General features: G+C 64.0%; 22 protein-coding genes. 9 read left to right on the plus strand and 13 right to left on the minus strand.

Annotated elements, in window-relative coordinates; genetic code table 11:
• Nucleotides 1–86: 86 nt before the first annotated feature.
• Nucleotides 87–950 (minus strand): DMT family transporter, encoded by an 864-nt coding sequence (locus tag AC1D10_RS12170; protein WP_477271911.1) that lies wholly within the window; start codon nt 948–950, stop codon nt 87–89.
• 106 nt (nt 951–1,056) lie between these two features.
• On the opposite strand from AC1D10_RS12170, the gene AC1D10_RS12175 reads away from it, so the two are divergent.
• Nucleotides 1,057–2,460, plus strand: a complete 1,404-nt coding sequence (locus AC1D10_RS12175) for an aminotransferase-like domain-containing protein (RefSeq protein ID WP_477271913.1) — start codon at nt 1,057–1,059, stop codon at nt 2,458–2,460.
• A 17-nt stretch (nt 2,461–2,477) separates the two neighbouring features.
• On the opposite strand, the gene AC1D10_RS12180 is transcribed toward AC1D10_RS12175, so the two are convergent.
• On the minus strand, nt 2,478–3,368 hold the full coding sequence (locus AC1D10_RS12180; protein WP_477271915.1) for a LysR family transcriptional regulator: 891 nt from the start codon (nt 3,366–3,368) through the stop codon (nt 2,478–2,480).
• Between the two features lie 131 nt (nt 3,369–3,499).
• On the opposite strand from AC1D10_RS12180, the gene AC1D10_RS12185 reads away from it, so the two are divergent.
• Nucleotides 3,500–4,951 (plus strand): MFS transporter, encoded by a 1,452-nt coding sequence (locus AC1D10_RS12185; protein WP_477271917.1) that lies wholly within the window; start codon nt 3,500–3,502, stop codon nt 4,949–4,951.
• Nucleotides 4,952–5,151: 200 nt separating this feature from the next.
• Here the strand turns inward: AC1D10_RS12185 and AC1D10_RS12190 are convergent, their stop codons facing one another.
• The 3 genes from AC1D10_RS12190 to AC1D10_RS12200 form a co-directional block, all read right to left on the minus strand.
• Complete coding sequence (locus AC1D10_RS12190) at nt 5,152–5,649, minus strand: MaoC family dehydratase (protein ID WP_477271919.1); 498 nt, start codon at nt 5,647–5,649, stop codon at nt 5,152–5,154.
• A gap of 195 nt (nt 5,650–5,844) precedes the next feature.
• Nucleotides 5,845–6,273: a phasin family protein gene (locus tag AC1D10_RS12195; protein WP_477271921.1), complete on the minus strand. Its 429-nt coding sequence runs from the start codon at nt 6,271–6,273 to the stop codon at nt 5,845–5,847.
• Between the two features lie 106 nt (nt 6,274–6,379).
• A complete protein-coding gene (locus AC1D10_RS12200) occupies nt 6,380–7,675 on the minus strand; it encodes a DUF445 domain-containing protein (RefSeq protein WP_477271924.1) in 1,296 nt (431 codons plus the stop codon).
• 271 nt (nt 7,676–7,946) lie between these two features.
• Here AC1D10_RS12200 and rirA point away from each other — a divergent pair, with 271 nt between their 5' ends.
• A complete protein-coding gene (gene rirA / locus AC1D10_RS12205; RefSeq protein ID WP_258594224.1) occupies nt 7,947–8,411 on the plus strand; it encodes an iron-responsive transcriptional regulator RirA in 465 nt (154 codons plus the stop codon).
• A 128-nt stretch (nt 8,412–8,539) separates the two neighbouring features.
• Here rirA and AC1D10_RS12210 read toward each other — a convergent pair whose 3' ends face one another.
• Genes AC1D10_RS12210 through hemP form a run of 5 tightly spaced genes read right to left on the minus strand, consistent with a single transcriptional unit; the run spans nt 8,540 to nt 12,695 of the window.
• Entirely contained in the window at nt 8,540–9,331 is a 792-nt protein-coding gene (locus tag AC1D10_RS12210) for a heme ABC transporter ATP-binding protein (RefSeq protein ID WP_477271926.1), read from the minus strand.
• 37 nt (nt 9,332–9,368) lie between these two features.
• On the minus strand, nt 9,369–10,472 hold the full coding sequence (locus AC1D10_RS12215) for a FecCD family ABC transporter permease (RefSeq protein WP_477271928.1): 1,104 nt from the start codon (nt 10,470–10,472) through the stop codon (nt 9,369–9,371).
• A 12-nt stretch (nt 10,473–10,484) separates the two neighbouring features.
• On the minus strand, nt 10,485–11,393 hold the full coding sequence (locus AC1D10_RS12220) for a heme/hemin ABC transporter substrate-binding protein (protein ID WP_477271930.1): 909 nt from the start codon (nt 11,391–11,393) through the stop codon (nt 10,485–10,487).
• An 11-nt stretch (nt 11,394–11,404) separates the two neighbouring features.
• A complete protein-coding gene (locus AC1D10_RS12225) occupies nt 11,405–12,466 on the minus strand; it encodes a hemin-degrading factor (RefSeq protein ID WP_477271932.1) in 1,062 nt (353 codons plus the stop codon).
• A 22-nt stretch (nt 12,467–12,488) separates the two neighbouring features.
• Complete coding sequence (hemP, locus tag AC1D10_RS12230) at nt 12,489–12,695, minus strand: hemin uptake protein HemP (RefSeq protein WP_477271934.1); 207 nt, start codon at nt 12,693–12,695, stop codon at nt 12,489–12,491.
• A 200-nt stretch (nt 12,696–12,895) separates the two neighbouring features.
• On the opposite strand from hemP, the gene AC1D10_RS12235 reads away from it, so the two are divergent.
• The 4 genes from AC1D10_RS12235 (at nt 12,896) to hmuQ (ending at nt 17,040) form a co-directional block, all read left to right on the plus strand.
• Nucleotides 12,896–15,127 (plus strand): TonB-dependent hemoglobin/transferrin/lactoferrin family receptor, encoded by a 2,232-nt coding sequence (locus tag AC1D10_RS12235; protein WP_477271936.1) that lies wholly within the window; start codon nt 12,896–12,898, stop codon nt 15,125–15,127.
• Nucleotides 15,128–15,141: 14 nt separating this feature from the next.
• On the plus strand, nt 15,142–15,573 hold the full coding sequence (locus AC1D10_RS12240) for a hypothetical protein (protein ID WP_477271938.1): 432 nt from the start codon (nt 15,142–15,144) through the stop codon (nt 15,571–15,573).
• A 759-nt stretch (nt 15,574–16,332) separates the two neighbouring features.
• On the plus strand, nt 16,333–16,665 hold the full coding sequence (locus AC1D10_RS12245) for a TonB family protein (RefSeq protein WP_477271940.1): 333 nt from the start codon (nt 16,333–16,335) through the stop codon (nt 16,663–16,665).
• Nucleotides 16,666–16,725: 60 nt separating this feature from the next.
• Nucleotides 16,726–17,040, plus strand: a complete 315-nt coding sequence (hmuQ, locus tag AC1D10_RS12250) for a heme-degrading protein HmuQ (RefSeq protein ID WP_023763446.1) — start codon at nt 16,726–16,728, stop codon at nt 17,038–17,040.
• A gap of 10 nt (nt 17,041–17,050) precedes the next feature.
• On the opposite strand, the gene putA is transcribed toward hmuQ, so the two are convergent.
• Nucleotides 17,051–20,659 carry a bifunctional proline dehydrogenase/L-glutamate gamma-semialdehyde dehydrogenase PutA gene (putA, locus tag AC1D10_RS12255; protein ID WP_477271942.1) on the minus strand — a complete coding sequence of 1,203 codons (3,609 nt, stop codon included), beginning with the start codon at nt 20,657–20,659 and terminating at the stop codon, nt 17,051–17,053.
• A 162-nt stretch (nt 20,660–20,821) separates the two neighbouring features.
• Between putA and AC1D10_RS12260 the strand changes: the two genes are divergently transcribed.
• Nucleotides 20,822–21,274, plus strand: coding sequence for an Lrp/AsnC family transcriptional regulator (locus tag AC1D10_RS12260; RefSeq protein WP_027029407.1), 453 nt, complete (start codon nt 20,822–20,824; stop codon nt 21,272–21,274).
• 1 nt (nt 21,275) lies between these two features.
• Here AC1D10_RS12260 and AC1D10_RS12265 read toward each other — a convergent pair whose 3' ends face one another.
• Together AC1D10_RS12265 and AC1D10_RS12270 are read right to left on the minus strand one after the other, a co-directional pair.
• On the minus strand, nt 21,276–22,475 hold the full coding sequence (locus tag AC1D10_RS12265; protein WP_477271945.1) for a cytochrome-c peroxidase: 1,200 nt from the start codon (nt 22,473–22,475) through the stop codon (nt 21,276–21,278).
• A gap of 7 nt (nt 22,476–22,482) precedes the next feature.
• On the minus strand, nt 22,483–22,932 hold the full coding sequence (locus AC1D10_RS12270; RefSeq protein ID WP_477272092.1) for a FixH family protein: 450 nt from the start codon (nt 22,930–22,932) through the stop codon (nt 22,483–22,485).
• Between the two features lie 151 nt (nt 22,933–23,083).
• Between AC1D10_RS12270 and AC1D10_RS12275 the strand changes: the two genes are divergently transcribed.
• Nucleotides 23,084–24,004 carry a sugar kinase gene (locus AC1D10_RS12275; RefSeq protein ID WP_477271947.1) on the plus strand — a complete coding sequence of 307 codons (921 nt, stop codon included), beginning with the start codon at nt 23,084–23,086 and terminating at the stop codon, nt 24,002–24,004.
• Nucleotides 24,005–24,056: the final 52 nt, after the last annotated feature.

The following is a 24,056-nucleotide window of genomic DNA, read 5'->3' on the forward strand; positions in this document are numbered from 1 at the left end:
GTTTTCCCGGGAAAAGCGCGTAGCGCTTCCCTTAGGGAATTGCGTCAAAACAAAGAGACATAGCGGCGGGAACCGCCTCCCCGGGCCTATCTCGCAAATTTCTTCGCACCGAACACGCACAGCACCACGCCGAGCGTGACGACGACCATCAGCGAACTGACCTGCTCATGCAGCAGCGTCGCCGCCAGCGTGAGGCCGAAGAAGGGCTGCAGAAGCTGCAACTGCCCGACCGCGGCGATGCCGCCTTGCGCCAGGCCGCGATACCAGAAGACGAAGCCGATCAGCATGCTGAACAGCGAGACATAGGCGAGACCGATCCAGGCGTTGGAGCCGACGCCGGCAAAGGATGGTGGCAGCGTCGCAAAAGTCAGCATCAGCATGATCGGCAGCGACAGCGTCAGCGCCCAGCAGATCACCTGCCAGCCGCCGAGCTTGCGTGACAGCGCCGCACCCTCGGCATAGCCCAGGCCGCAGGCGACGATGGCGGCCAGCATCAGACCATCGCCGACCGGCGAGGCTGTCACGCCCTGCGTCAGCGCAAAGCCCGCGACGAGCGCGCTGCCCACGCACGAAAACAGCCAGAACGCCGGGCGCGGGCGATCACCGCCGCGCAGCACGCCGAAGATCGCCGTCGCCAGCGGCAGCAGGCCGACGAAGATGATGGAATGGGCCGTGGTGACATGCTTCAGCGCCAGAGCGGTCAGCAAGGGAAAGCCGACCACCACGCCAAGTGCGACGATCGCCAGCGACAGCAGATCCCCGCGCTGCGGACGTTTCTGCCGGAACAACAGCAGCATTGCCAGACCAAGCAATCCGGCAATCGCCGCGCGGGCCGTCGTCAGGAAGATCGGATCGAAATCCATCACCGCCACACGCGTCGCCGGCAGCGAGCCGCTGAAGATCAACACGCCGATGAATCCGTTCACCCAGCCACTCGCCGTCTTGTCCATTCCAGGCTCCATTTCTTTCGCCCTCTATCGGGCCGACGCCTATGGTGCAGCCAGAGACAATGGAGTACACTTCTACAAAACTGTAATGGTCAACTAGGCAGTACGGATGACGGAACTCGCGCTGGAAACCGAAGACACGCTCACCCTGATCGAGAGCGTGATGGCGACCATCCGCCAGCGGATTGCCGCGCGCAGCCTGACGCCGGGAGCGCGACTGCCGTCGATCCGCGCCTTCGCCAAGTCCATGCAAGTGTCCAAGTCCACCGTGGTCGAAGCCTATGAGCGGCTCGCCGCCGAAGGCGCGATCCGGTCCCGGCCGGGCTCGGGGTTTTATGCCGCCGGATCGCTGGCGCCGCTGTCTCTGGCCGAGATTGGCCCCCGGCTCGACCGCGCCGTCGATCCGCTCTGGATCTCGCGCCAGTCGCTGGAGACAGGCGATGACATCCTGAAACCCGGCTGCGGCTGGCTGCCGGCCTCCTGGATGCACCAGGCAGGGTTGCGCCGGGCATTGCGCACCGTGGCGCGTGCCGACGATGTCGCGCTTGCCGACTACGGCACGCCGCTCGGCCTGCCGCCGCTGCGGCAACTGCTTGCGCGGCGCATGGCGGAGCACGGCATCGAAGCCTCGCCAGAACAGATCATGCTGACGGAATCGGGCACGCAAGCCATTGACCTGCTGTGCCGCTTCCTGATCGAGCCCGGCGACACGGTGCTGGTCGATGATCCCTGCTATTTCAATTTTCACGCCTTGCTGCGCGCCCACAGGGCCAAGGTCGTCAGCGTTCCCTACACGCCGTCGGGACCGGATATCGACCTGTTCGCGCAGGCGCTCACCGAGCACCGGCCGCGCCTCTACATCACCAATTCCGCCATCCACAATCCGACCGGCGCGATCCTGTCGCCAGTCACCGCGCACCGCCTGCTCAAGCTCGCCGATCAGTCGGAATTGACCATCGTCGAGGACGACATCTTTGCCGATTTCGAACATGCGCCCGCCCCCAGGCTGGCGGCGTTCGATGGCCTGAGCCGGGTCGTCCAGATCGGCAGTTTCTCCAAGACGCTGTCGGCGTCGGTTCGCTGCGGCTACATCGCGGCGCCCCGCGACTGGATCGAGCGCCTGACCGACCTCAAGATCGCCACCACCTTCGGCGGCGGCCGGCTTGCGGCCGAACTGGTGCTGACGCTGCTGAAGGACGGCAGCTACCGCAAGCATATGGATCTGCTGCGGGCGCGGCTTTCGCGCGCCATGGGCGAGACGAGTGCCCGCCTGAAGGCAATCGGCATCACGCCCTGGATCGACCAGCCGGCCGGCCTGTTCCTGTGGTGCGGCCTGCCGGATGGCGTCGATGCGGCCGAAGTCGCCCGCCGCGCCCTAGCCGACAACATCGTGCTGGCGCCCGGCAATGCGTTCAGCCTGTCCCAGACAGCCAGCCGCTTCCTGCGCTTCAACGTTGCCCAATGCGCCGACGAGCGGATTTTCAAGGTGCTTGAGGCGGCGATGGCGAATTGATTGCGCACGGTTGTCGGTCAGCGGGCCGCACAGACCTCCCGCACGCAGTCGCGCAACCAGCGCTGTGCCGGATCGGCATCGAGACGCGGGTGCCAAAGCATGGAGATGGTGACCTCCACAGTGGCAACCGGTAGTGGAAAGCTGTGCATGCCGGCGCGCGCGCCTTCCGTGTGCCGCTCGGGCACGCTGGCGATCAGGTCGGACGCGCGCGCCATGGCAAGCGTGGCCGAAAAGCCGGAAACCATGCACACGACTGTCCGCTGGAGTCCAAGCCGCTCCAGGGCTTCATCGATCGGCCCTTTCTCGCGGCCCCGCCGCGAAACACTGATGTGGCGGCCGGCCGCGTAGCGCGCGGGCGTGACGACGCCCTCGCTCAAGGGATGGCCAGTTCGAACGGCACCGATGAAGCGGTCGCGAAACAGCGCCTGGATGCGCATCTCTGGTCCGGTTTCACCGGCGACGCCGATTTCCAGGTCAATCGCCGCCTCGCGCAGCGACGTGACATCCTTGTCGAACTTCGGCGCGAAACGCAGCCGCACGCAAGGCGCCTCCGCTTCGATGCGGGCGACAAGGCGCGGCGCGAACTCCTCGACGAAGCTTTCATTGGTGCGCAGCGTGAAGGTCCTGGCGAGGCCTGAAAGGTTGAGGAGCTTGACAGGGCGCAGCAGCGCTTCCGCATCCTGAACGACGCGACCAGCCTGCTGCTGCAACTCCTGCGCACGCGGTGTCGGAACCAGGCCGCGACCGGCGCGAACCAGTAGCGGATCGCCCGTTGCCTCGCGCAGCCGCGCCAGCGTCCGGCTCATCGCCGAGGGGCTGAGGCGCAGCCGGTTGGCGGCGCGCGCCACGCTGCCTTCGGTGAGCAGGATGTCGAGAGCGACGAGCAAATTGAGATCGGGCGATGCCATAGGCGGACCATAGCATGGGATATGGCGTTTGGTGCATGAATAAGATGCAAATGCTGCGCCTTCCGCCACATCAACCGAGAGACTAGACCTCCCATGGCTCCGGTTCTGGAGCCGATGGAAAGGAGATCGCCTTGGCAATCATTGAGCAAAATCGGCGCGTATCGGCGCCGCCACAGGTCCAATCCGACCGCTGGGCGCTGGCAAGCCTTTCGCTCGCAACGCTGCTGTCGTCGCTTGGAACCAGCATTGCCAGCGTCGGCCTGCCGTCGCTGATGCAGAATTTCGGCGCTTCGTTCCAGTCGGTGCAGTGGGTTGTTCTCGCCTATCTGCTCGCCATCACCACATTGATCGTCAGCGCCGGACGGCTGGCCGACATGTTCGGGCGCCGGCCGTTGCTGCTTGGCGGCATCGCGCTGTTCACGCTGGCATCCGTACTCTGCGGCCTGGCGCCGACACTCTGGCTGCTGATCGCCGCGCGGGCCGTGCAGGGGCTTGGCGCGGCGCTAATGATGGCGCTGACGCTGGCTTTTGTGGCCGAGACGGTAAGCAAGGCTAAAACCGGCAGCGCCATGGGCCTGCTCGGCGCCATGTCCGCGATCGGCACGACACTTGGTCCGTCGCTGGGCGGGTTCTTGATCGCGGGCTTCGGCTGGCAGGCGATCTTCCTCATCAATGTCCCGCTGGGTGTGCTGACCTTCGCTCTCGCCTGGCGTTCCTTGCCGGCCGACAGCAAGGCGCGGACTGATCGAGGCAAGTTCGACGCCGTGGGCACCGCCCTGCTGGCCCTGACGCTGGCCGCCTATGCGCTGGCCATGACGCTTGGCAGAGGCAATTTCGATACGCTCAACATCGGTCTGCTGATAGCTGCCGGCATCGGCGCCGTTCTGTTCGCCGCTTCGCAGGCGAAAGTGAAAAACCCCTTGATCCAGCTTGCCAGCTTCCGCGACCTCCAACTGAGCGCCAGCCTGGCCATGAGCCTCATCGTTGCCACCGTGATGATGGCGACCCTGGTGGTTGCCCCGTTCTATCTGTCGCGCGGGCTCGGGCTCGATGCCGCAATGGTCGGCCTCGTGCTTTCGACCGGCCCGCTTGTCTCGACCCTGTCGGCGCTGCTGGCCGGACGCCTGACCGATCGCTTCGGCGCTCATGGAGTGATGGTCGCCGGTCTGCTCGCCCTTGCCGCCGGCATGTTCCTGCTGTCGCTCGCCATGACGAAACTCGGCATTGCCAGCTATGTCGTTCCAATCACCATTAGCTGCATCGGCTATGCGCTGTTCCAGACGTCCAACAATGCAGCCGTCATGACCGGTGTCGGCGCCAGCGAGCGCGGCGTCGTCTCCGGCCTGCTCAACCTTTCGCGCAATCTCGGCCTCATCACCGGCGCATCGTTGATGGGCGCCGTCTTCGCCGTCGCGTCGGCCGGGGAACAGCAAGGCATTGGCGAGGACATTCTGAGTTCAGGGGCCGCCGCCCGTGGGATGCAGGTCACCTTTCAGACGGCAACGGCGCTGGCGCTGATCGCGCTGTTCCTTGCGCTGCTCTCGGCCCACGCCGCTAGCCGCGCTGAACCCAATGTTTCGTGACCTGCGACCAGTTTGGCGGCATGCGATCGAAGCGTGATGTCCAGTTGGACGCCGCTCAGAGGCTGTTTCGAAATTCGCTCTGGCGAGTCATATGACGATGGTTTCGAGAACCGTAGCGCAGCGGACATTCGGTCCGTGAGCAACGGAAGCGCAGAAACCGCCATCAGATAGTCGCCAGAGTAGAATTTCCAAACAGGCTCTCAGGCCCCTGCCCGTTTGCGGCGCTCGTAGAGCATGACCAGTGTTTCGGCTGTCAGGGCGGGCTTTTCTTCGCCTTCGATCTCGACCGTATTGGCCGCCTTCATCAGATACTGGCCCGGCCCCCTGTCCTCCATCGAAAGAAGAGTAGATCGCAGCCTGATGCGCGCGCCGACCTTGACCGGCGCCAGGAAACGCACCTTGTCGAAGCCATAGTTGAATGCGGCCTGGGTATTCTCCGGCACGATGCCCATGCCGAGCGCCAGCGCGCCGATGATCGACAGCGTCAGGTAGCCATGCGCGATCGTCGTGCGGAACGGGCTTTGGCGTCGCGCCCTCTCGGGATCGACATGGATCCATTGATGGTCGCCTGTACATTCGGCGAACTGGTCGATGCGATTCTGGTCGACCGTCGTCCACTCCGACACGCCAAGCTCCTGCCCGGCCATCGTCCTCAATTGCGCGTAGGTCGGCGGCGTCTTAGGCCGTATTTCGTTCATTCCTGGTTTCCCGATCGCTTCAAACGCCTCCGGACCACGAACTGGCAGCCCCTGTCAATTCGGTCGGTGCAAATCCGTTCCGCCAATTTCGGCCGCGATCGTGCCACTCCGCCCGGCGCAGTGGCAGGGCAAATCCGGATTTCCTGGCTTTCAGGGGCTGCCGGCGGCAACAAACGCCGCCTTGGCCAGAGAACGCTACTTCTTGTCGTAGCCGGCGCGGATTTCCTCCATCGCCTCCTTGATGCGCGTGCGCAGGATGTCGACCGATTCGGTGCCGGATTTCTTGGCCAGTTCAGCCACTTCGCCGGCATTCTTCAACGCAGCCTCGAAGGATTTGCGGGCGAATTCGGTCTGTTTGGCCATCAATTCCTGCGGATTGCCCGGCGCTCTGTAGCTTTGCGCCATCTCGGTGATCTCGCGCAGCGTGTCCTGCAGCATCTCGCGCTGCCTGGACAACAGCGACGACGCTCCGGCAGCACCGGTTCGGGCCGATTTTTCCAGTGCCTCGAGGTTCTTGCGATGATGCGCGAGGATCGCCTCGACATCGACGTTGGGCACCTTCAAGTCGCGGCCAAACTTGCCGAACATGTCCATGAAGGAATCGGATTCCGGTTGCTTGGCCATGATCGTCTTCTCCCCTTGTCGCCGCCGATTGGGCTCCCTGACGGAGAATAGCACCGAAGTGCTGGCTGTCCATTCGAACGCAGTGGAATCGACCCAGGCTCGCGCTTCAGCCGACGAGGAACAGCCGCTCGGCGACATAGAGCACTACACCGGCAAGCCCGCCAATGATCATGCCGTTGAAGCGGATGTATTGCAGGTCCCTGCCGATGTTCATCTCGATCAGCCTCGTCAGCTGCGCGAGATCCCAGCGCTTGACCTGGTCGGCGATGAATTTCGACACGCCGCTCTTCTGGCTCTCCACGAACGAAGCCAGCGCCACCACGAAGCCCTGGTTCATGTCGGCCCTGATCTGTGCGTCGCTGGCAAGATGCCGGCCGACCTCGACGAACATGTTGGCGAGATGCGCACGGATGATCGACTCGGGCGCCTTGGTATCCTGCTCGATGAACTGGCTGAGGCTCGCCCACATATCGCCGGCCAGTCCCCTGACCTCCGGCCGAGCGAGGAAATCGCGCTTCAGCTTCTCGGCGCGTTTGGCATATTGCTTCGAGGTCCTGAGCTTTTCGATGAAGCCTAGAGCGAAACGGTCGAATTCGGCGCGCATCGGGTGGTCGGGATCGGCCCGCACTTCGTCGAGCAGCGAGCCGGCGGAAGCGACGATCTTCTTCAAAAGATAGGCGTCGGCGCGGAACAGGTTGAACAGCGATGGCAGCTCCTCGCGGATCTTCTCGCGCATTGTCGCCAGCGCCTGCTCGTCGTTGAGGAATCGGCCGATCACCTTGGTGAATTCGTCGAACAGTTTCTGGTGGCGGCGATCGTCGGTGAGCGCCGACAACAGCTCGGCGGCCAGCGGCGCCAGCGGCACCTTTTCGATTTGCTCGAGCATGCGGCTGGTGACGAAGCCACGCAGGCCGGATTGCTCGACGGCGGCGAGCGTCTGCGGCACCAGACGCACGACGAAGCGCGACAGGCCGGCGGCGCGTTCGGCATCGGCCAGCCAGTCGGCGACGAGCGCCGAAAAATCGACCTCGGCAAGCTTTTCACGCACCGGTTCCGGAGCGAGGAAGTTCACCTCGATGAAGCGGCCGAGATTGTCGGCAATGCGGCTCTGGTTCTCGGGAATGATGGCGGTATGCGGGATCGGCAGCCCCAGCGGCCGTCGGAACAGCGCCACCACCGCGTACCAGTCGGCCAGACCGCCGATGGTCGCGGCCTCGGCAAAGGCAGCGACGAAGCCGAGCCATGGATAGGCGTGCTCGAACGATTTGGCGACCGCAAACACCAGCACGCAAAGCGCCAGCGCCGCCGCTGCCACGAGTTTGGTACGCCGCAACGCGGAAAGTTTGGCGTCCGCGTCGGCATCGAAACGGACAGGCGCCAGGGAAGGAGCCGATTGGGACATGGAAGAGCCGCTCCTCGTCGATCTCGGGCCTATTTAGTGTTTCATCAGGCGAAATGCCCGTGACAGCCGAATTCGCTCCGCGTCTGGTCCGGCTGCGCACACAAAGTTGAGGAGGATATTCATCTATTGTGCGACGCCAGTCTGGAATTGTTCCAAGGTATAGGCCATATTCCGCTCAGGCTAATGTGGCGAATCCGAAATTTTCAAAGCCACATCGGCAAGTTTTGAAATCTGGCGTGGTTGCACCGCACCAGTGCCTTGTGAGGACAAAATGCGGCTTACGCGCCAGACCAACTATGCCATGCGCATCCTGATGTATTGCGCGGCGAATGACGACCGATTGAGCCGCATCCCCGAGATCGCGGCCGCCTATTCGGTGTCGGAGCTTTTCCTGTTCAAGATTTTGCAGCCGCTGGTCGAGCATGGCCTTGTCCAGACCGTGCGTGGCAGGAATGGCGGCGTCAAACTTGGCCGGACGGCCGAAGCAATAAGCCTGTTCGATGTCGTGCGCGTGACGGAAGAGAGCTTCGCCATGGCCGAATGCTTCGAGAACGATGCCGCCGAATGCCCGCTGGTCGACAGCTGCGCACTGAACTCGGCGTTGCGTGAGGCGCTGAACGCGTTCTTCGCCGTGCTCGCCCGCTACACGATCGCTGACCTCGTGGCAGCGCGGCCGAATGTGCGCAACCTGCTCGGCATCGACATGCTGGTGGAGCGCCGCGCACCCGCTGCCTGATTCCGGCCTCCCACGTCAGGCCGAGTCGAGAATGGTGGGGTCCGAGAACCGGAACGGAGCGTACGTTTGGGTACGTGAGTACCGGAAGCACAGGAAACCGCCATTCGCAGGCCGGCCTCACCTGAATATCAACTGACCGACGATTGCGGCAGCACGAACGGCACGTTGCCGGCCGGCAGCACGCCGATCCTGAGCCGGCAGTCGAACACTTTTTCGATCAGATCGTCGCTCAGCACATCCTGTGGCGACCCGGTGGCGGCGAGCCTGCCGCGATGCATGACGAAAATCCGGTCGGCAAACATGGCCGTGAGATTGAGGTCGTGCAGGATGGCGACCACGCCGCCGCCACGTCTGGCGAAGTCGCGGGCGATGTTCATGATGATCAGCTGGTGCTTGATGTCGAGGCTGGAAACCGGCTCATCGAGGAACAGATAGCGCGGCTTGCTGTCGAGCACCGGCGCCCAGACCTGGCACAGCACGCGCGCGAGTTGGACACGCTGTTGCTCGCCGCCCGAAAGCTCCTGGTAGAAACGTCCGGCAAAGCCGTCAAGATCGACGCGCGCCAGCGCCCGTTCCGGCAGCCGCGCATCCTCGCCCGGCAGGACGCCCGAGCGGCTGCCGACAAGCCCGAGCTTGACCACCTCTCGCACCGTGAATGGAAACGAAAGCGTCGTCACTTGCGGCAGCACCGCTCGCTGGGTAGCAATCTCGACCGGTTTCATGGCCGAGAGATCGCGGCCGTTGAGGGCGACATATCCGGTATAGGCGAGTTCGCCGGACAGTGCCTTGAGGAAGGTCGTTTTGCCGGAACCATTGGGGCCAACGATGGCGGCGATCTCGCCGGGCCGCGCAGCGAAATCGACACCGGCAACGATACGCTTGCCGGCGATGTCAACCGAAACATCCCTTGCCTCGATCATTCAAGCCTCACAAATCCACAAATCGCATCCCCGAATCCTACAAATCAATGACGCCGCGCTTGCGCAGCAGGATCCATAGGAAGAACGGCGCACCGGCGATCGCGGTGACGATGCCGATCGGCAATTCGGCTGGCGCCACGATTGTGCGCGCGACGGCGTCAGCCAACAGCAGCAGCGACGCGCCAAGTAGCGCCGACGCCGGCAGCAGATAGCGATTGTCGGGACCGATCAGCAGGCGCAGCAGATGCGGCACGACGATGCCGACGAAGCCGATGCCACCGCTGACGGCGACGGAGGCGCCGACAGCGGCCGACACGCCGACGATGGCCGTGTATTTCAGCCGCTGCACCGGGATGCCCAGATGACCTGCGGTCGCCTCGCCCAGTGCCAGCGCGTTGAGGCCGCGGGCCAAAAACGGCATCGCCGCCAGCGCCAGCACGATGATCGGCCCAACGGAAGCGATCTTCGACCAGGTCGCGCCGCCGAGCGATCCGAGTTGCCAGAAGGTCAGGTCGCGCAACTGGCGGTCGTCGGCCATGAAGATGAGGATGCCGGTCAGCGCCATGGCGAGCGCCGCCAGTGCGATGCCGGCGAGCAGCATGGTGGCGACCGAAGTTTGTCCCCGTCTCGTCGCAACCTGATAGAGCACCAATGTCGTGGCGAGCCCGCCACAGAATGCCGCCAGCGGCAGCGCAAGCGTGCCGAGCATGGCCGTCACCGGCGCCAGCACCGTGGCGCCGAGCACGATGACGGCAACCGCACCGAGGCTGGATCCGGCCGAAACGCCGATCAGGCCAGGGTCGGCGAGCGGATTACGGAACAGCCCCTGCATAACCGCTCCGGAGACGGCAAGAGCAGCCCCGACCAGCATGCCAAGGATGACGCGCGGCAGGCGGATGTCGTAGACGATCAGGCTGTCGCGGGCGCTCAGCGCGGCGTGATCAGGCACGGTACCGAACAGCCAGTCGCTGATGACGTTGACGGCCGATGCGTCCGATGCTCCTGACGTGAGCGACAGCAATACGGCAATGACGAGCCCCAGGCACAACAGAAGGATGACCATGCGGGCGCGGCCGGAGCGGTCGCCTTCGGATGCACCCGTCATCACCTCGACCGGGCCGGCGATCGATTGATCGACCATGATCCGCCCCGCTCAATCCGTGACCTGCCCGCCATAGAGCGAGACGGCGAGGTCGTGGATGGCGTCGGCCGTGCGCGGCCCGAAGCCGAGCAGATAGGCACCGTCGATGCGGATCAGCTTGCGCGCGGCACCCGCCGGCGCCGAGGCGATCGACGGATTGGAGAACAGTTCGTCGTCCCATACCGGAGGCCCGGCATTGCTCATCATCAGGATCACGTCCGGCCTGGCGGTGATGATCGCCTCGTCGGACATCTGCTTGTAACCGGAAAAGCCCTCGACGGCATTGACCCCGCCGGCCAGCTTGACCATGCCGTCAGCGGCGGTCTCGTTGCCGGCGGCCAGGATCTTGCCGCCCTGTATCGACAGCACGAACAGGATGCGCTTGCGCTGGTTGATCGAGGCTGTCTGCTGTTCGGCGGCCGTGAGCTTGGCATCAAGCTCCCTGGCCAGCACCTCGGCCTTGGCATCGACGCCGAGCGCCTTGCCGACGATGCGGACCTTCTCCAGGATGCCTTCGTGGCTATAGTGTTCCGGCACTTCGATGAACGGAATGCTCGTCTTCTTCAGCACATCGACGGCTTCCTTGGGACCGCTGCCGTGCAGAGCCAGGATGCCGGTCGGATTGACCGACAGGACACCTTCCGGCGACAGCTGGCGCATGTAGCCGACATCAGGAAGCTCAAGTGCTGCTTTCGGGAACCGGCTGGTGGAATCGCGAGCCACCAGATGCTTCTCCTCGCCGAGCGCATAGACGATCTCGGTGATCGAGCCACCAATGGCCGCTATCTTCGAGGGATCGGCAAAGACCGTCGCACCCTCGGTGGCGTTGCCAGGTTGCAGTTGGGCGAAAGCCAGGGAAAGACCGATCGCCGGCCCGAGCGCCAACCGGAGGACGGGCGCCAGTCTGGAAAAGGAAACCATTTCTGTAGTCCTCAGGCTGCGGTCGGGCTTGGGATGCGCGGCAGGTTCTCCGCCAGGAATCGCCAGTCGTCGCGCTCGCTCTCGCCCTCATGGCGCTTCCCGAAGAACTGGATGATCATCTTGCCGTCGGCGTCATAGACCTCGAGCGAGGTGACATGACCGTCCCTGGTCGGCTTGCGCACCGCCCAGACCTCGTGGATGTGGTCGGTTCGCAGATGCAGGTGGAAGCTTTCGTCCAGCACATTGATCCACGGCCCCATCGGCTTGATGGATTTGACCGGACCGGAATGGATCTGGATGCAGCCGCGATTGCCGACAAAGCACATGATCGGCATCTCGCCCTCGGCAGCATGATGGAACATGGCACGGACGGCATCGTTGTCGAGCAGCCAGGCATAGTCCTGGCCGACCATGCGCACCGCCTGGCGGCGGCTGAGCTTCAGCGTCTTCAGCATTCCGAAGAACTGGTGCACATCGGTCAGCCGGCTCCAGCGGTCGCGCAGATCGTCGAGACTGGCGGTCGTATCCGCGTCATGGGCCTCGTCGTCGGAAATCTGCCCTGAAATGTCGACCGTCGGCTCCTGGTTCGACGATTCGAGCGCACCGACCAGCTTCTGATAGGCATAGAGGCTGGAAGCCGGCCGCAGATGCACCTTGTGCACCGCATCGCCGGCCGCGTCGAAGAACTGCAGGCTGCGGCGGATGTCGTCGCCATCGCGCTTTTCCACGGCAAAGCCGTGCGCCCAGACTTTCGGGAAGATGCGCAAGTCGATGTTCTCGCCGAGCACCATGGCATTGTGGTTGCCGGTGACGACCTTGTCATAGACGCCGATCTTTTCGTGCACGGCGCTTTCATTGCGGGTCAGCGCCATGACCTCGCCGACGGCTTCGAGCCCGGTCAAAAGATCGTTGACGCGAGGCTCCATGCGAACGACGCCGTCGCCGCAATGCGCGGCGACCAACTCGGCCTCCGAAATGCCGAGCTGGGCGGCCAGATCACGCTCGCGCGCCTTCGGATTCTCTGTCCGCGCCCGCCGGATTTCATGCGGGGCGGGTTTTACGCGCTGGTCCATGTCTCGTCCCTACTGCCTTGCCTTACTTGTTGAGAATGAGCTTGCCCTGACGGGTGATCTTCAGCCGGTAGAGCGCGCCGTGATGCTCGATGCCGATCTCGTGCTCGCCCTGGAACAGGGTGTTGCTGGAGAGGGTTCGCACCGCCACCGGAACCCGGTCGAAACGGGCGGAGGTATCGTCGGAACGGCGGACGCGATAGCGAAAATCATTGGGATTGTGCGTGTTCATCTGGATCGATCCCTTTCCTGTGCCGGGCGTCTGGCTAGGCGTTGCATAAATGCCGATTCATTTCTTGACTCGAATAATCATGTTTATTAGTCAGTGCAATACCGGAGCAAACGAGTCAAGATTTAAGACGCCGGATACGATCAAAAATGCCAGCCAGCCCCGGGCCAGCCAGCATCGAACCTGGACTTTGGAGTTGGGGCATGGGGTTGATGAATTGGGAATGGCGCGGCCGGTTTGACATCGGTCCGTCTGATCAGGGTCTTGGCGGGCGATCCGCGACAAGAGGAATGGCAGGCTTGCTGGCAAGCGTGGCGGCAGCCACTTTGCTGACGCCACCGGCCAGCGCCCAGCAGGCCACCCAGTTGACCGCCGAACAGCAGGCGGCGCAATCCCAGAAGGCGGAAGAGACAAAGCCTGCCCCGGCGGGCGCAACGCTGCTCGACAAGATCCTTGTGCTGAGCCGCACCGGCGAGACGGCGATCGAATCGCTGTCCTCCGCCAGCCATGTCGATCAGGAACAGCTCGATCGCCGCATGGCGACGACGCCGAACGAGATGCTGCTCGGTGTTCCCGGTGTCGCGGCACAGGCCGACGCCAGGCGCGTCAGCACCAGCATCAACATCCGCGGCTTGCAGGATTTCGGTCGCGTCGCCGTCATCGTCGACGGCGCGCGCCAGAATTTCCAGCGTTCCGACCACGGCACGCAGTCGACCTTCTATGTCGATCCCGAGCTCGTCAAATCCGTCGATGTGATCCGTGGCCCCGTCGCCAACACCTATGGCTCGGGCGCCATCGGCGGCGTCGTCTTCTTCGACACCAAGGACGCCGCCGACTTCCTCAAGCCGGATGAGACATGGGCTGGTTCCGTCACCGGACGCTATGAGAGCAACGGCAAGGGTTGGACCACCAGCGCATCCGGCGGCTACCGCCTCAACGAGAACTGGGACGTGCTGGGCAACATCGTCTACCGCAACTATGACGACTACAAGGATGGCGGTGGGGACACCGTCAAGGGCACCGGCTTCGATGTGCTGAGCGGCCTGCTCAAGACGACCATCCGGCCGACCGACAACAGTGAATTGAAGCTCGGCTGGGTCGGCTCAAGCGACAGCTGGAACGAAATCAGCGGCGGTGTGCCGGTGAATGACGTGGACCTGAAATCGAATACCTTCACCGCTCGCTACAACATCACTGATGAAGACAAGAGCTGGCTCGATCTCCACATCAACACCTCCTACAACAAGACAAATCTCGACCTGACCAGCCTTGTGCCCCAGAACCGGTTCGACCCCGTCACAGGCCTTCCCATTGTTTTGCCAGCGGGATCGCAATCCACCTTCGACGTCGGCACCACCGGTATCGACATCTGGAACACATCGCGCTTCGAAACGGGCGGGATCACTCACGAACTGACCTATGGCGGCGACTGGGTGGGGGACAACGTCAAGACCGGCGGCACCGCCGGCGGCGACAGTTTCTACACGCCATCGGGCAAGCGCAGCGTGTCCGGCGCCTATGTCCAGGACAAGCTCACCTGGGAGTGGCTCGAAGTCATCGCCGGGCTGCGCTACGACAATTACAGCCTCAAGGATGACACCCACGAAACGTCAGGTGACAGAGTGTCGCCGCGCATTACCGTCGGCGTCTCGCCCTTTGAAAGTGCGGGCCTCGCCGGTCTGCAATTCTACGGCACCTATGCGGAAGGCTACCGGTCGCCCTCACTGACGGAAACGCTGATCAGCGGCAACCATCCGGCCGGCGTCAGCTTCCCGTTCCTGCCCAATCCCAATCTACGGCCCGAGACCGGCAAGACGACCGAATTCGGCGTCAACTACAAGCAAAACGACATCCTGGAGGCCGGCGACGCACTCCGCATCAAGGCGGCCTATTTCAACAACGATGTCGACGACTACATCGATGGCGTGACGCTGTCGCCGTTCGACCCGACCAGTGGCTGCCCGTTCGGCCCCGGCATCCCGATCTGCTTCCAGTATCAGAATTTCGCCAAGGCGAAGATCAACGGCTTCGAGATGGAAGGCATTTACGATGCGGCATGGGGCTACGCCGGACTTTCCGCCTCCATCATCAATGGTCACACCATATCCTATGACGGCGACCGGGCGGACCTCGCCACCATCCCGTCTTCGCAAGTCACGGCCCAGATCGGCCTGCGCTTCCTCGAGGATAAGCTGACCGTCGGTGGCGAGGTGCAGTACAATGGCAAGCCGAAGGGCAATGCGGTGACCAAGGACTATACGCTGGTCAACGCCTTCGCCAGCTATCAGGCGACCGACAATCTGAAGGTCGATTTCCGCGCCGACAATCTGTTCGATGTCAAATACGCCAACCCGTTGAACGGCAGTACGACAGTTGCGGTCTATGAACCGGGCATAACGCTGAAGCTGGCGGCAACGATGCGATTTGGAGGCTGACGCTGATGCGCTTGATGACATCCCTTCGTCTGCTGACCTCGACGTTTGCGATGTCGCTTCCGATGGTTCCGGCGTGGGCACAAGGGTCCGCGCCGGTCCCCGCACTAACCCTCGAACTCAATGGTGCGCAAGCCTCCGACAAGGGCTGCCGCCTGACCTTCGTGGTCAACAACGATCTCGGCGCCGACCTCTCCAAGGCGGCGTTTGAGATCGCATTGTTCAACGAAGCCGGCGTCGTCGACCGGTTGACCGTCCTCGACTTCAAGGAATTGCCGGCCGGCAAGACCAAGGTGACGCGTTTCGACCTGGCCGGCACCGACTGCGCCAAGGTCAGCCGCGTGCTGATCAACAGCGCGACGGAATGCGCCGGCACCGGCATCGAACCCAATGCCTGCATGCGCAAGCTGAAGACGGGCTCCAAGACCGGTATCGCTTTCGGCGTCTGAGGTGGGATTGCATCCATTCCTGCAAAACACAGTGGCATGGCCTCTGGCCGGCTCCCATGCGTTGTCGTCTGGACCAAGCGATCTTGATTTGACAATTCTGCTAGGGTCGCTGCAGGTCTCGCCGCGTGACATGCCGGATATCAGCCCCCTCCCCGAAGCCAGCGCCGAGCTGGCTATCACGCCGACCGAGGCGCTTGCACCGCCACGGCCATCGGCCTGGAACCGCAAATGGACGGCGGCGATCGTCGTCTCCTGCCTGCTCCATGCCGCGGTGGCGGCGGCTTTTCTGATTTCGCCTTCACGGACATTCGATACCCAGGACGCCATGCAGTCCGAAGGCAGCGATCAGTCCGGGGACAAGGTGGTCGGCAGCGCACTGGACCAGGACCCGACAGTGATGAAGGTCATGCTGGTGCCGAACCCGCAACCGACCAAACCAGAGCCGGCAAAGGCAGCTAGGCCGACGCCACCAACCGAACCCTCCCAGCCCCCGAGGGAAGCGACAAAGCAGCCCGTCGAGCTTTTGCCGGAAGCCGTTAAACAACCTGCGGTGACGCCGGACATACTGGTGACCGGCGCCCCACGCTCCGATGACCAGAGCGTGGCTCCGAAGACCGAGACGCCGGCACAGCCGACTGTTCAGGCCGAAAGCACCGAGGCGCCTGCCGCCGTTCCAGAGCAGCACCGATCCCAAGCGCCAGGCCAAGTCCGGCAGCCCAATCGGATGACAAGCGCGGCACGGCGGACGGCCAGGACCGGTTGGCGCAGGCAGCCAGCAAGGGCAAAAAGCAGAAAGAGGCAGGCCGCGCCGCGGAAGACAGCTACCGCGGCGACGTCATCAGAAAGCTCAGCCGTGTCAATCGTGGCGTTCCGCCTTCAGTGCAATTGGCCGCTCGCAACAATGCCGTTGTGACATTCGCCATAGGCAGCCGTGGCGGCATCGATGACCTGCGCATTCTGCAAAGCTCCGGATCGCCAAACTTCGATCAGGTCGTGCTCGGCATCGTCCGCAAGGCAGCGCCCTTCCCGCCAATTCCATCACAAGCCGCAAGCAAGAGTTTGGTGTTCGAGGCCGAAATCGGCCCATTTTGAATGTGCACAGAACAAACTGTTGCGGCACCAACCATCAACATCCGCATGAAAGGAACCACCATGTACATCGCCATGAACCGCTTCAAGGTGCAGAACGGCTCGGAGGCTGACTTCGAAGCCGTCTGGAAGAACCGCGATTCCAGCCTTGCGGAGATGAAAGGTTTCCGGGAATTCCATCTGCTGCGCGGCCCGGTCAACGAGACCGAAGGCTACACGCTGTTTGCCTCGCACACGGTATGGGCGAGCCACGACGATTTCGTCGCCTGGACCAAGTCGGAGAATTTTCGCGCCGCCCACAGAAATGTCGGCACGACGAAAGTCCACTACCTCGGTCACCCGCAATTCGAGGGCTTTTCCGTCGTCGAGGGCGCATAAACTGGCCGGATCAAGCTCCGGCCAGCAGGCTCGCATTGCCACCCGCAGCGGTGGTGTCGACGCAGACGGCGCGTTCATGCGCGTAGGCCGCCGGGTTGAGCACCTCGCTGACCAGCGGCACGATCGGGCCCGAGCGATCGGCGATAACCTTGCGCACGATGCGCGCGGCCTCGAGCGTACCCGAGAAAGCGACCACGTCGACGCGCAGCGAGCGCGCTTCGACCGGATCAGGGCGGCCGTCGATGGCGGCCAGCGGCAGGCCCTTGCCGGTCAGTGCCGAGAGCGCCACCGGCGCGCCGGGCGCGACGGCCAGCACCGCATTGCCGGCGGCGAGCGCCTGGATCGTCTGCGCAAGCAGCGTGTCGCCATCGGGGCCAAGGCACAGCACTCGTCCACGCGGTGACAGCGACAGCGTGTTGGCCTCGCCGGTCGGCCCGGGCAGGTCGACCTGGCCGAAGTCGATACCGGCGGCGGCGCCAATGGCTGCCGCGCCCTTGCCGCGCAGATGCTTTCTCAGGATGGCGACCCGGTCGGGCCGCGTCGACCAACCGCCCAGCGTCGGATCGGGCAGATTGTCGGCAAGCTCGGTCGCCGTCACCTTGTGGCCTTCGGCGATATGCGTGCCGGCCTCTGGCCCCTTGCGGAAGCGGCGGAGATAGTGCGGACCGCCGGCCTTCGGTCCGGTGCCCGACAGCCCCTCGCCGCCAAACGGCTGCGAACCGACGACCGCGCCGATCTGGTTGCGGTTGACATAGATGTTGCCGGCATGGATGCCGTCGACGAAATGTTGGACTCGGCCCTCGATGCGGGTGTGCAGGCCGAAAGTCAGGCCGTAGCCCTTGCGGTTGATCGCGGCGATGACCGCATCGATTTCGTCGGCATCGAACGTGGCGACATGCAGCACCGGCCCGAACACCTCGCGTTCCATGTCTTCGATGCCCTTCACCCGGAAGACATGTGGGGCGACGAAGCGGCCTTCGTTCGGCGCCTCGAGCTTGGCGATCAGCCGGCCCTGCAGCCCCATCTTCGTGCAGTAGTCGCGGATTGAAGTCTGAGCTTCGTCATCGATGACCGGGCCGACATCGGTCGAAATCCGCCAAGGATCGCCGATGCTGAGTGCCTCCATGGCGCCTTTCAGCATCTCCAGCATCTTTTTCTCGACATCCTTCTGCACGTAGAGCACGCGCAGCGCCGAGCAGCGCTGGCCGGCACTCTGGAAGGCCGAAGCCAGGATATCGCGCACCGCCTGCTCGGGCAGCGCGGTGGAATCGACGATCATCGCGTTCAACCCGCCGGTCTCGGCGATCAGCATGGCATCGGGCGCAGCCGTCTCGGCCAGCTGCTTCTCGATCAGTTTGGCGACCTCGGTCGAACCGGTGAAGCAGACGCCGGCAATGCGCGGGTCGGCGGTCAGCGGGCCGCCGACCGAGGGGCCGTCGCCGGGCAGAAGCTGGATAACGTCTTCCGGCACACCGGCCTCGCGCAGCATTTCGACGGCGCGGAAGGCGATCAGCGGCGTCTGCTCGGCCGGCTTGGCGATGACCGAATTGCCGGTGACGAGTGCCGCCGCGATCTGGCCGGTGAAAATGGCGAGCGGAAAATTCCACGGCGAAATGCAGACGATGGCGCCACGCGCCTGCGTGCCCGGTTCGGCATTGGCCGCCTCGGCGGCGTAGTAGCGCAGGAAGTCAACCGCTTCGCGCACCTCGGCCACACCGTCGGCCAGCGATTTGCCGGCCTCGCGCGTCGCCAGTGCGAAGAATTCGACGGCATTGGCCTCATAGAGATCGGCGGCGCGGTTGAGGATGGCGGCGCGCTCGGCGACGGGACGCTTGGCCCAGGCCGGCTGCGCCTCCACGGCGATGCGCACGGCGGTCGTCACCTGCTTGGCGGTCGCCTCGCTGACAGCGCCGACCACTTCGGATGGCTTTGCCGGATTGACGATCGGCCGTTGCTTGCCATAGCCGGCGGCCCGCGTGATCGGCTTGGCATGCCAGCGGTCGGGGCCAGCAAACGCCGCCTTGGCCCTGTCGATCGCCGCCAGCGTCACCGTGTCGGTGATGTCAAACCCCTTCGAATTGCGGCGACCGGCGCCGAAGATCTGGGAAGGCCGGGCAATCGCCGGATTGGCGGCGGGGCCCTGGTCCTCGACGGTTTCGAGCGGATCGCGGGCGATGTCCTCCGGCTCGACCTCCTCATCGGTCAGCTGATGCACGAAGGAGGAGTTGGCGCCGTTCTCCAGCAGCCGACGGACCAGATAGGCAAGCAGGTCGGAATGCGCGCCGACCGGCGCATAGATGCGGCAGCGCGTGCCTTCGGACCGGCGCACTGTTTCATGCAGGGCCTCTCCCATGCCGTGCAGGCGCTGGAACTCGAAGGAATCGCGGTCCCCGGCCATCGACAGGATCGCGGCGACGGTGTGGGCGTTGTGCGTGGCGAATTGCGGATAGATGCGGTCGGTCATCGACAGCAGCTTTTTGGCGCAAGCCATGTAGGAGACGTCGGTGTTGGCCTTGCGTGTGAACACGGGATAGCCGGTGAGCCCGAGCGTCTGCGCCCGCTTGATCTCGGTGTCCCAGTAGGCGCCCTTGACCAGCCGCACCATGATGGTGCGGTCGTATTTCTTGGCCAGCGCATAGAGCCAGTCGATGGCAAAGGCCGCACGCGGCCCATAGGCTTGGACGACAACGCCAAAACCGTTCCAGCCGGCGAGCTCCGGCTCGGCCAGCACCCGCTCGATGACGTCGAGCGACAGATCGAGGCGGTCGGCCTCCTCGGCATCGATGTTGAGACCCATGCGCGAATGCCGCGCAGCGAGCGCCAGCGACAACAGCCGGTCGGCCATGACAGGCAGCATCTCGCCCTTCTGCGCCACCTCGTAGCGCGGATGCAGCGCCGACAGCTTGACCGAAATGCCGTGGTTCTGGCGGATATCCGGGCCGTTGGAGCCGGCGTCGAGCGAGGAAATCGCGTCGGCGTAAGCCTTGTGATAGCGCAATGCGTCGGCCTCGGTGCGGGCCGCCTCGCCCAGCATGTCGAAGGAATAGAGATAGCCTTTCTGCGTCATCGGCCGGCCGCGCTTGACGGCCTCGGCAATGGTGCGGCCGAGCACGAACTGCTCGCCCATCTCGCGCATGGCGGCGGCCACCGCCTTGCGGATGACCGGCTCGCCCAGCCGGCGCACCATTGAGCGCAGCGTGCCTTCGATGCCGCCCTCGCCTTCATCGAGGACGCGGCCGGTCAGCATCAGCGCCCAGGTCGAGGCGTTGACGAAGATGGAGCTCGAACCGCCCGAATGCGCCGACCAGTCGTGCGGCGCGATCTTGTCGGCGATGAGGTCGTCCATGGTCTCGGTGTCAGGCACGCGTAGCAGCGCCTCGGCCAGGCACATCAACGCCACGCCCTCCTTGGTGGAGAGACCGTAGGCAGAAAGGAAGACTTCCATCAATCGTGGATCGGAAGAGCCGCGCACGGCCCGCACCAGATCGGCGGCGCGGGTCGAGATCGCCTTGCGGTCTTTCGCGGAAAGACCCGTCGCCTCGGCCAGTCGCTTCACCGCCTCGTCTTCGTCGGGCAGATAGTTGGCGCGGATCTGCTGGCGGATGGAATCTAGGGGCATGGCGGTCCTGCGGAGCGAGCATCAGGGAGCGGACCGGCGGTCACCGGACCGAATGGCGCAAGCTAGCACAGGTACGAATTTCAGTCGGTCCAAAGAAATCGACATGGTGGATCGTTCGATCTATCGTAGTGGCACAAAATTGGCATATGGACTGCGCTTTCGATGACAGAAGACCAATTGGACCGCATCGACCGGAACATCCTGTCGGCGCTGGCAAGCGATGGCCGGCTCTCCATGTCCGAACTGGCGGCAAAGGTCGGCCTGTCGAAGACGCCGGTGCAGGCGCGGGTGAAGCGGCTGGAAAAGGACGGCTACATCAGGGGCTATCAGGCAATCATCGACCGCGAGCGCATGGGTGAAGGCCATGTCGCCTTCGTCCAGGTGAAACTGTCGGACACCCGTTCCGCAGCACTCGATGCCTTTAACCGGTCCGTACAGGCGGTGCCCGAGATCGAGCAGTGCCACATGATGGCGTCGAGCTTCGACTATCTCTTGAAGGTCCGCACGCGGGACATCGCCGCCTATCGCCGGGTGCTTGGCGAGCGCATCTCCGCCCTGCCCCACGTCGCCCAGACCTCCACCTTCGTGGCGATGGAGACGGTGAAGGATCGGTAGATCACTCCGCCAGCGTCTTCAGAAACGCCACCAACGCGGCACGTTCACGGTCCGACAGGTCCAGCGGATGGATTTCGGATGTTCCCTCGACACTGGGCGCGGCCTTGGCGTAATGCGCGACCACCTCGTCAAGCGACGAAAACTGCCCAGCATGCATGTAGGGTGGACGCGTAGCGGCGCCGCGCAACGAGGGCGTCTTGTAGGCCCGGACCAGTTGCGGCCCATCCTTGACCATGAAACGCAGTTCTCCGCAGGCGCCGGCGTCGCCGTCGCGGAAGGCACCCAGGCAGTTGAACGGGTCGGCCTCGACCTGCGCCACCGCATCGATGCGGCCGCGATCCGGCGGCAGGTCCGCGACCGGCGGGACGCCGGTGTTGTGAAAGCTGTTGTCGGTGAAAAGCGGCCCGTCGTGACAGGTCACGCAATTGGCCTTGCCGATGAACAGTTTCAGGCCAAGGATTTCCTCTTGGGAAAAGCCGGCATCGCCTTTCGGCTCAGCGCCGGTGACGAGATCCAGCGCAAAGCGGTCGAAGCGGGTCGGTGCCGGCTCGATCGACCTTTCGAAGGCGGCGATCGCCTTGCCGATATTGGCATAAACGCCGTTGATCGCGTCGCGCTGCGCACCGCTCATCGCGTTCCAGGCGGCCTTCTCGGCATCGTTTCCGAGCGGGCTGGCATTCAACGGCATGCCGGAAAAGTCAGGCAGCGGGCCAAAGATGCGCTCATAGCGCTCGCCGAAGCGCGCCTTGATGTAATGCGCATAGGCGGCGCGGTTTCCTGCTTGCTCCAGCGGGTTTTCGAGCGGCGTCAGCGCTTGCGCCCACAGGCTGTCGCGGCGGCCGTCCCAGAAGAACCAGGGATCGCGCGCCACGCCGGCCAGCGGCATGGTGCGCCGGTTGGTGTGGCCGACGCCGACCGCTTGCGGCAGGTCGTCCTGGAACTGCCGGTCGATCTTGTGGCAGGTCGAGCAGGAGACCGTGCCGTCGCGGCTCATCCCCTGGTCAAAGAACAGCGTCGAGCCGAGGGCGGCGGCGGCCGGCACATCGGCAAAACGATTGGTGGTGTCGGGCTTCAACGGCGGCAACGCCGACAGTCCCAGCGAGGCGATGGTCTTCTTCTCGGCGTCGGAAAAGTCACCCTTGCCGCACCCGGCAAGGATGACGACCACCATCAGCGCCAGAAACCGCGGAAAGTGCCTCATCGATCGCTCACAGGACCACGTTGAACAGCACCGTGTCGGAACCGGCGGTGGCCGAAATGGCGAAATGCAGCTGCCACCAGCCGCTCATCGTGAATTTCACCCCTTCGATCCGATAGCGCCCGTCGCCGAGATAGTCGGTCGCCTGCGGGCTGGTAGGCAGGCCGTGATTGTGCAGTGGCATGCCGCCGGAGATCGCGATTGCCGCACCCTCCACTGGAACTCCCGCCTTTGTCTTTAGGGTCAGCAGCCAAGACTCAAGTTCACCCTGCCGCATGACGCCCCGCTCCGGCGAAAAACTGGCCACGAACAGCCCGTTGTTGGTGTTCTTCGTCCGCGAGACATCCGGGCCGGCAGGCTGGGACGATCGCGGCGCCGTCAGATAGACGACTGCGAGAATGCCGGCCAGCAAGGCAGCCAGACCAAGACCCGCCAGAAGATAACGCCATAACGATGCCAAACCGGTTCCTCTTCTGCAGACAACGTTTTGCCGGACGGATCGCGTCCCGCCAGCCTGTGGGAAAACGCTGTGGCGGAAAAAACCCTGCTTGCCAAGCATGGCGCTGCCGGTGGCAAAAAGCTACAGCACCTCGATCACTGGAGGATTGTAGATGGCGGGAAACGGCGTCGCCTCGATCGGCGAATGCATGCTCGAACTATCGGGCCAGACGGGCCCGGTCTGGCGCATGGGCTTTGCCGGCGACACGTTCAACACGCTCTGGGCGCTGCACGCATTGAGCGCTGAGCGGCCAGCAACCTATGTCTCGGCCTTCGGCGACGACCCGTTCTCTCAAGGCCAGATCGGCTTCTTCGCCGAAAACGGCATCGGCATCGGCTCCAGCCCGGTCATAGCGGGCGCGCGGCCCGGCCTCTATGCGATCACTTTGACCGGCGCCGAGCGTTCCTTCACCTACTGGCGCGGCGACGCCGCCGCCCGGCAGCTCGCCTCCGACCCGGCGGCATTGTCGAAAAACCTGGAAAATCAGGCGCTTGTGTACTTCAGCGGAATCACTTTGGCAATTCTGGACGATGCCGCACGCAAAACACTACTGGCGGCTGTAGCCAAGGCGCGGGCCGCAGGCTCGACTGTCGCCTTCGACCCCAATTACCGGCCGCGACTTTGGCGCCGGCGCGAGGACGCGCAGTCAGCGATCGCCGAAGCGCTTGCCGTCACCGACATCGCCTTGCCGACCTTCCCCGACGAGCAGATGCTGTTCGGCGATGCCACGCCGCAAGCGACCACTGGGCGGCTCGGGCAATTGGTCAGCGAGGTCGTCGTCAAGAACGGCGAGGCGCCGGCGCTGATTGCTGAAAATGGAACATTGCACGACGTGCCGGCGATCCATGTCGCAGCACCCGTCGACACGACAGGCGCCGGCGATTCCTTCAATGGCGCCTATCTGGCCGCACGCCTCGCCGGACACGCCCCGGCAGATGCCGTCTTGCGCGCGCATCGCGTCGCCGCCGCCGTGGTTCAGGTGCGCGGCGCCCTGGCGCCGTTCGAGACATTGCGCGCGGCTTTCGATGGCTAGGGTCTGTTGAGATTCAGGTCAGGCCGAGTCGAAAATGGCGGTCTCCGAGAAC

The organism is Mesorhizobium sp. P2_A8 (assembly GCF_056404935.1).

Coding starts and splice junctions, on each gene's coding strand:
- AC1D10_RS12170 (WP_477271911.1), bottom strand. CDS start 950: ATGGACAAGACGGCGAGTGGCTGGGTGAACGGATTCATCGGCGTGTTG.
- AC1D10_RS12175 (WP_477271913.1), top strand. CDS start 1,057: ATGACGGAACTCGCGCTGGAAACCGAAGACACGCTCACCCTGATCGAG.
- AC1D10_RS12180 (WP_477271915.1), bottom strand. CDS start 3,368: ATGGCATCGCCCGATCTCAATTTGCTCGTCGCTCTCGACATCCTGCTC.
- AC1D10_RS12190 (WP_477271919.1), bottom strand. CDS start 5,649: ATGAACGAAATACGGCCTAAGACGCCGCCGACCTACGCGCAATTGAGG.
- AC1D10_RS12195 (WP_477271921.1), bottom strand. CDS start 6,273: ATGGCCAAGCAACCGGAATCCGATTCCTTCATGGACATGTTCGGCAAG.
- AC1D10_RS12200 (WP_477271924.1), bottom strand. CDS start 7,675: ATGTCCCAATCGGCTCCTTCCCTGGCGCCTGTCCGTTTCGATGCCGAC.
- rirA (WP_258594224.1), top strand. CDS start 7,947: ATGCGGCTTACGCGCCAGACCAACTATGCCATGCGCATCCTGATGTAT.
- AC1D10_RS12210 (WP_477271926.1), bottom strand. CDS start 9,331: ATGATCGAGGCAAGGGATGTTTCGGTTGACATCGCCGGCAAGCGTATC.
- AC1D10_RS12215 (WP_477271928.1), bottom strand. CDS start 10,472: ATGGTCGATCAATCGATCGCCGGCCCGGTCGAGGTGATGACGGGTGCA.
- AC1D10_RS12220 (WP_477271930.1), bottom strand. CDS start 11,393: ATGGTTTCCTTTTCCAGACTGGCGCCCGTCCTCCGGTTGGCGCTCGGG.
- AC1D10_RS12225 (WP_477271932.1), bottom strand. CDS start 12,466: ATGGACCAGCGCGTAAAACCCGCCCCGCATGAAATCCGGCGGGCGCGG.
- hemP (WP_477271934.1), bottom strand. CDS start 12,695: ATGAACACGCACAATCCCAATGATTTTCGCTATCGCGTCCGCCGTTCC.
- AC1D10_RS12235 (WP_477271936.1), top strand. CDS start 12,896: ATGGGGTTGATGAATTGGGAATGGCGCGGCCGGTTTGACATCGGTCCG.
- AC1D10_RS12240 (WP_477271938.1), top strand. CDS start 15,142: ATGACATCCCTTCGTCTGCTGACCTCGACGTTTGCGATGTCGCTTCCG.
- hmuQ (WP_023763446.1), top strand. CDS start 16,726: ATGTACATCGCCATGAACCGCTTCAAGGTGCAGAACGGCTCGGAGGCT.
- putA (WP_477271942.1), bottom strand. CDS start 20,659: ATGCCCCTAGATTCCATCCGCCAGCAGATCCGCGCCAACTATCTGCCC.
- AC1D10_RS12260 (WP_027029407.1), top strand. CDS start 20,822: ATGACAGAAGACCAATTGGACCGCATCGACCGGAACATCCTGTCGGCG.
- AC1D10_RS12265 (WP_477271945.1), bottom strand. CDS start 22,475: ATGAGGCACTTTCCGCGGTTTCTGGCGCTGATGGTGGTCGTCATCCTT.
- AC1D10_RS12275 (WP_477271947.1), top strand. CDS start 23,084: ATGGCGGGAAACGGCGTCGCCTCGATCGGCGAATGCATGCTCGAACTA.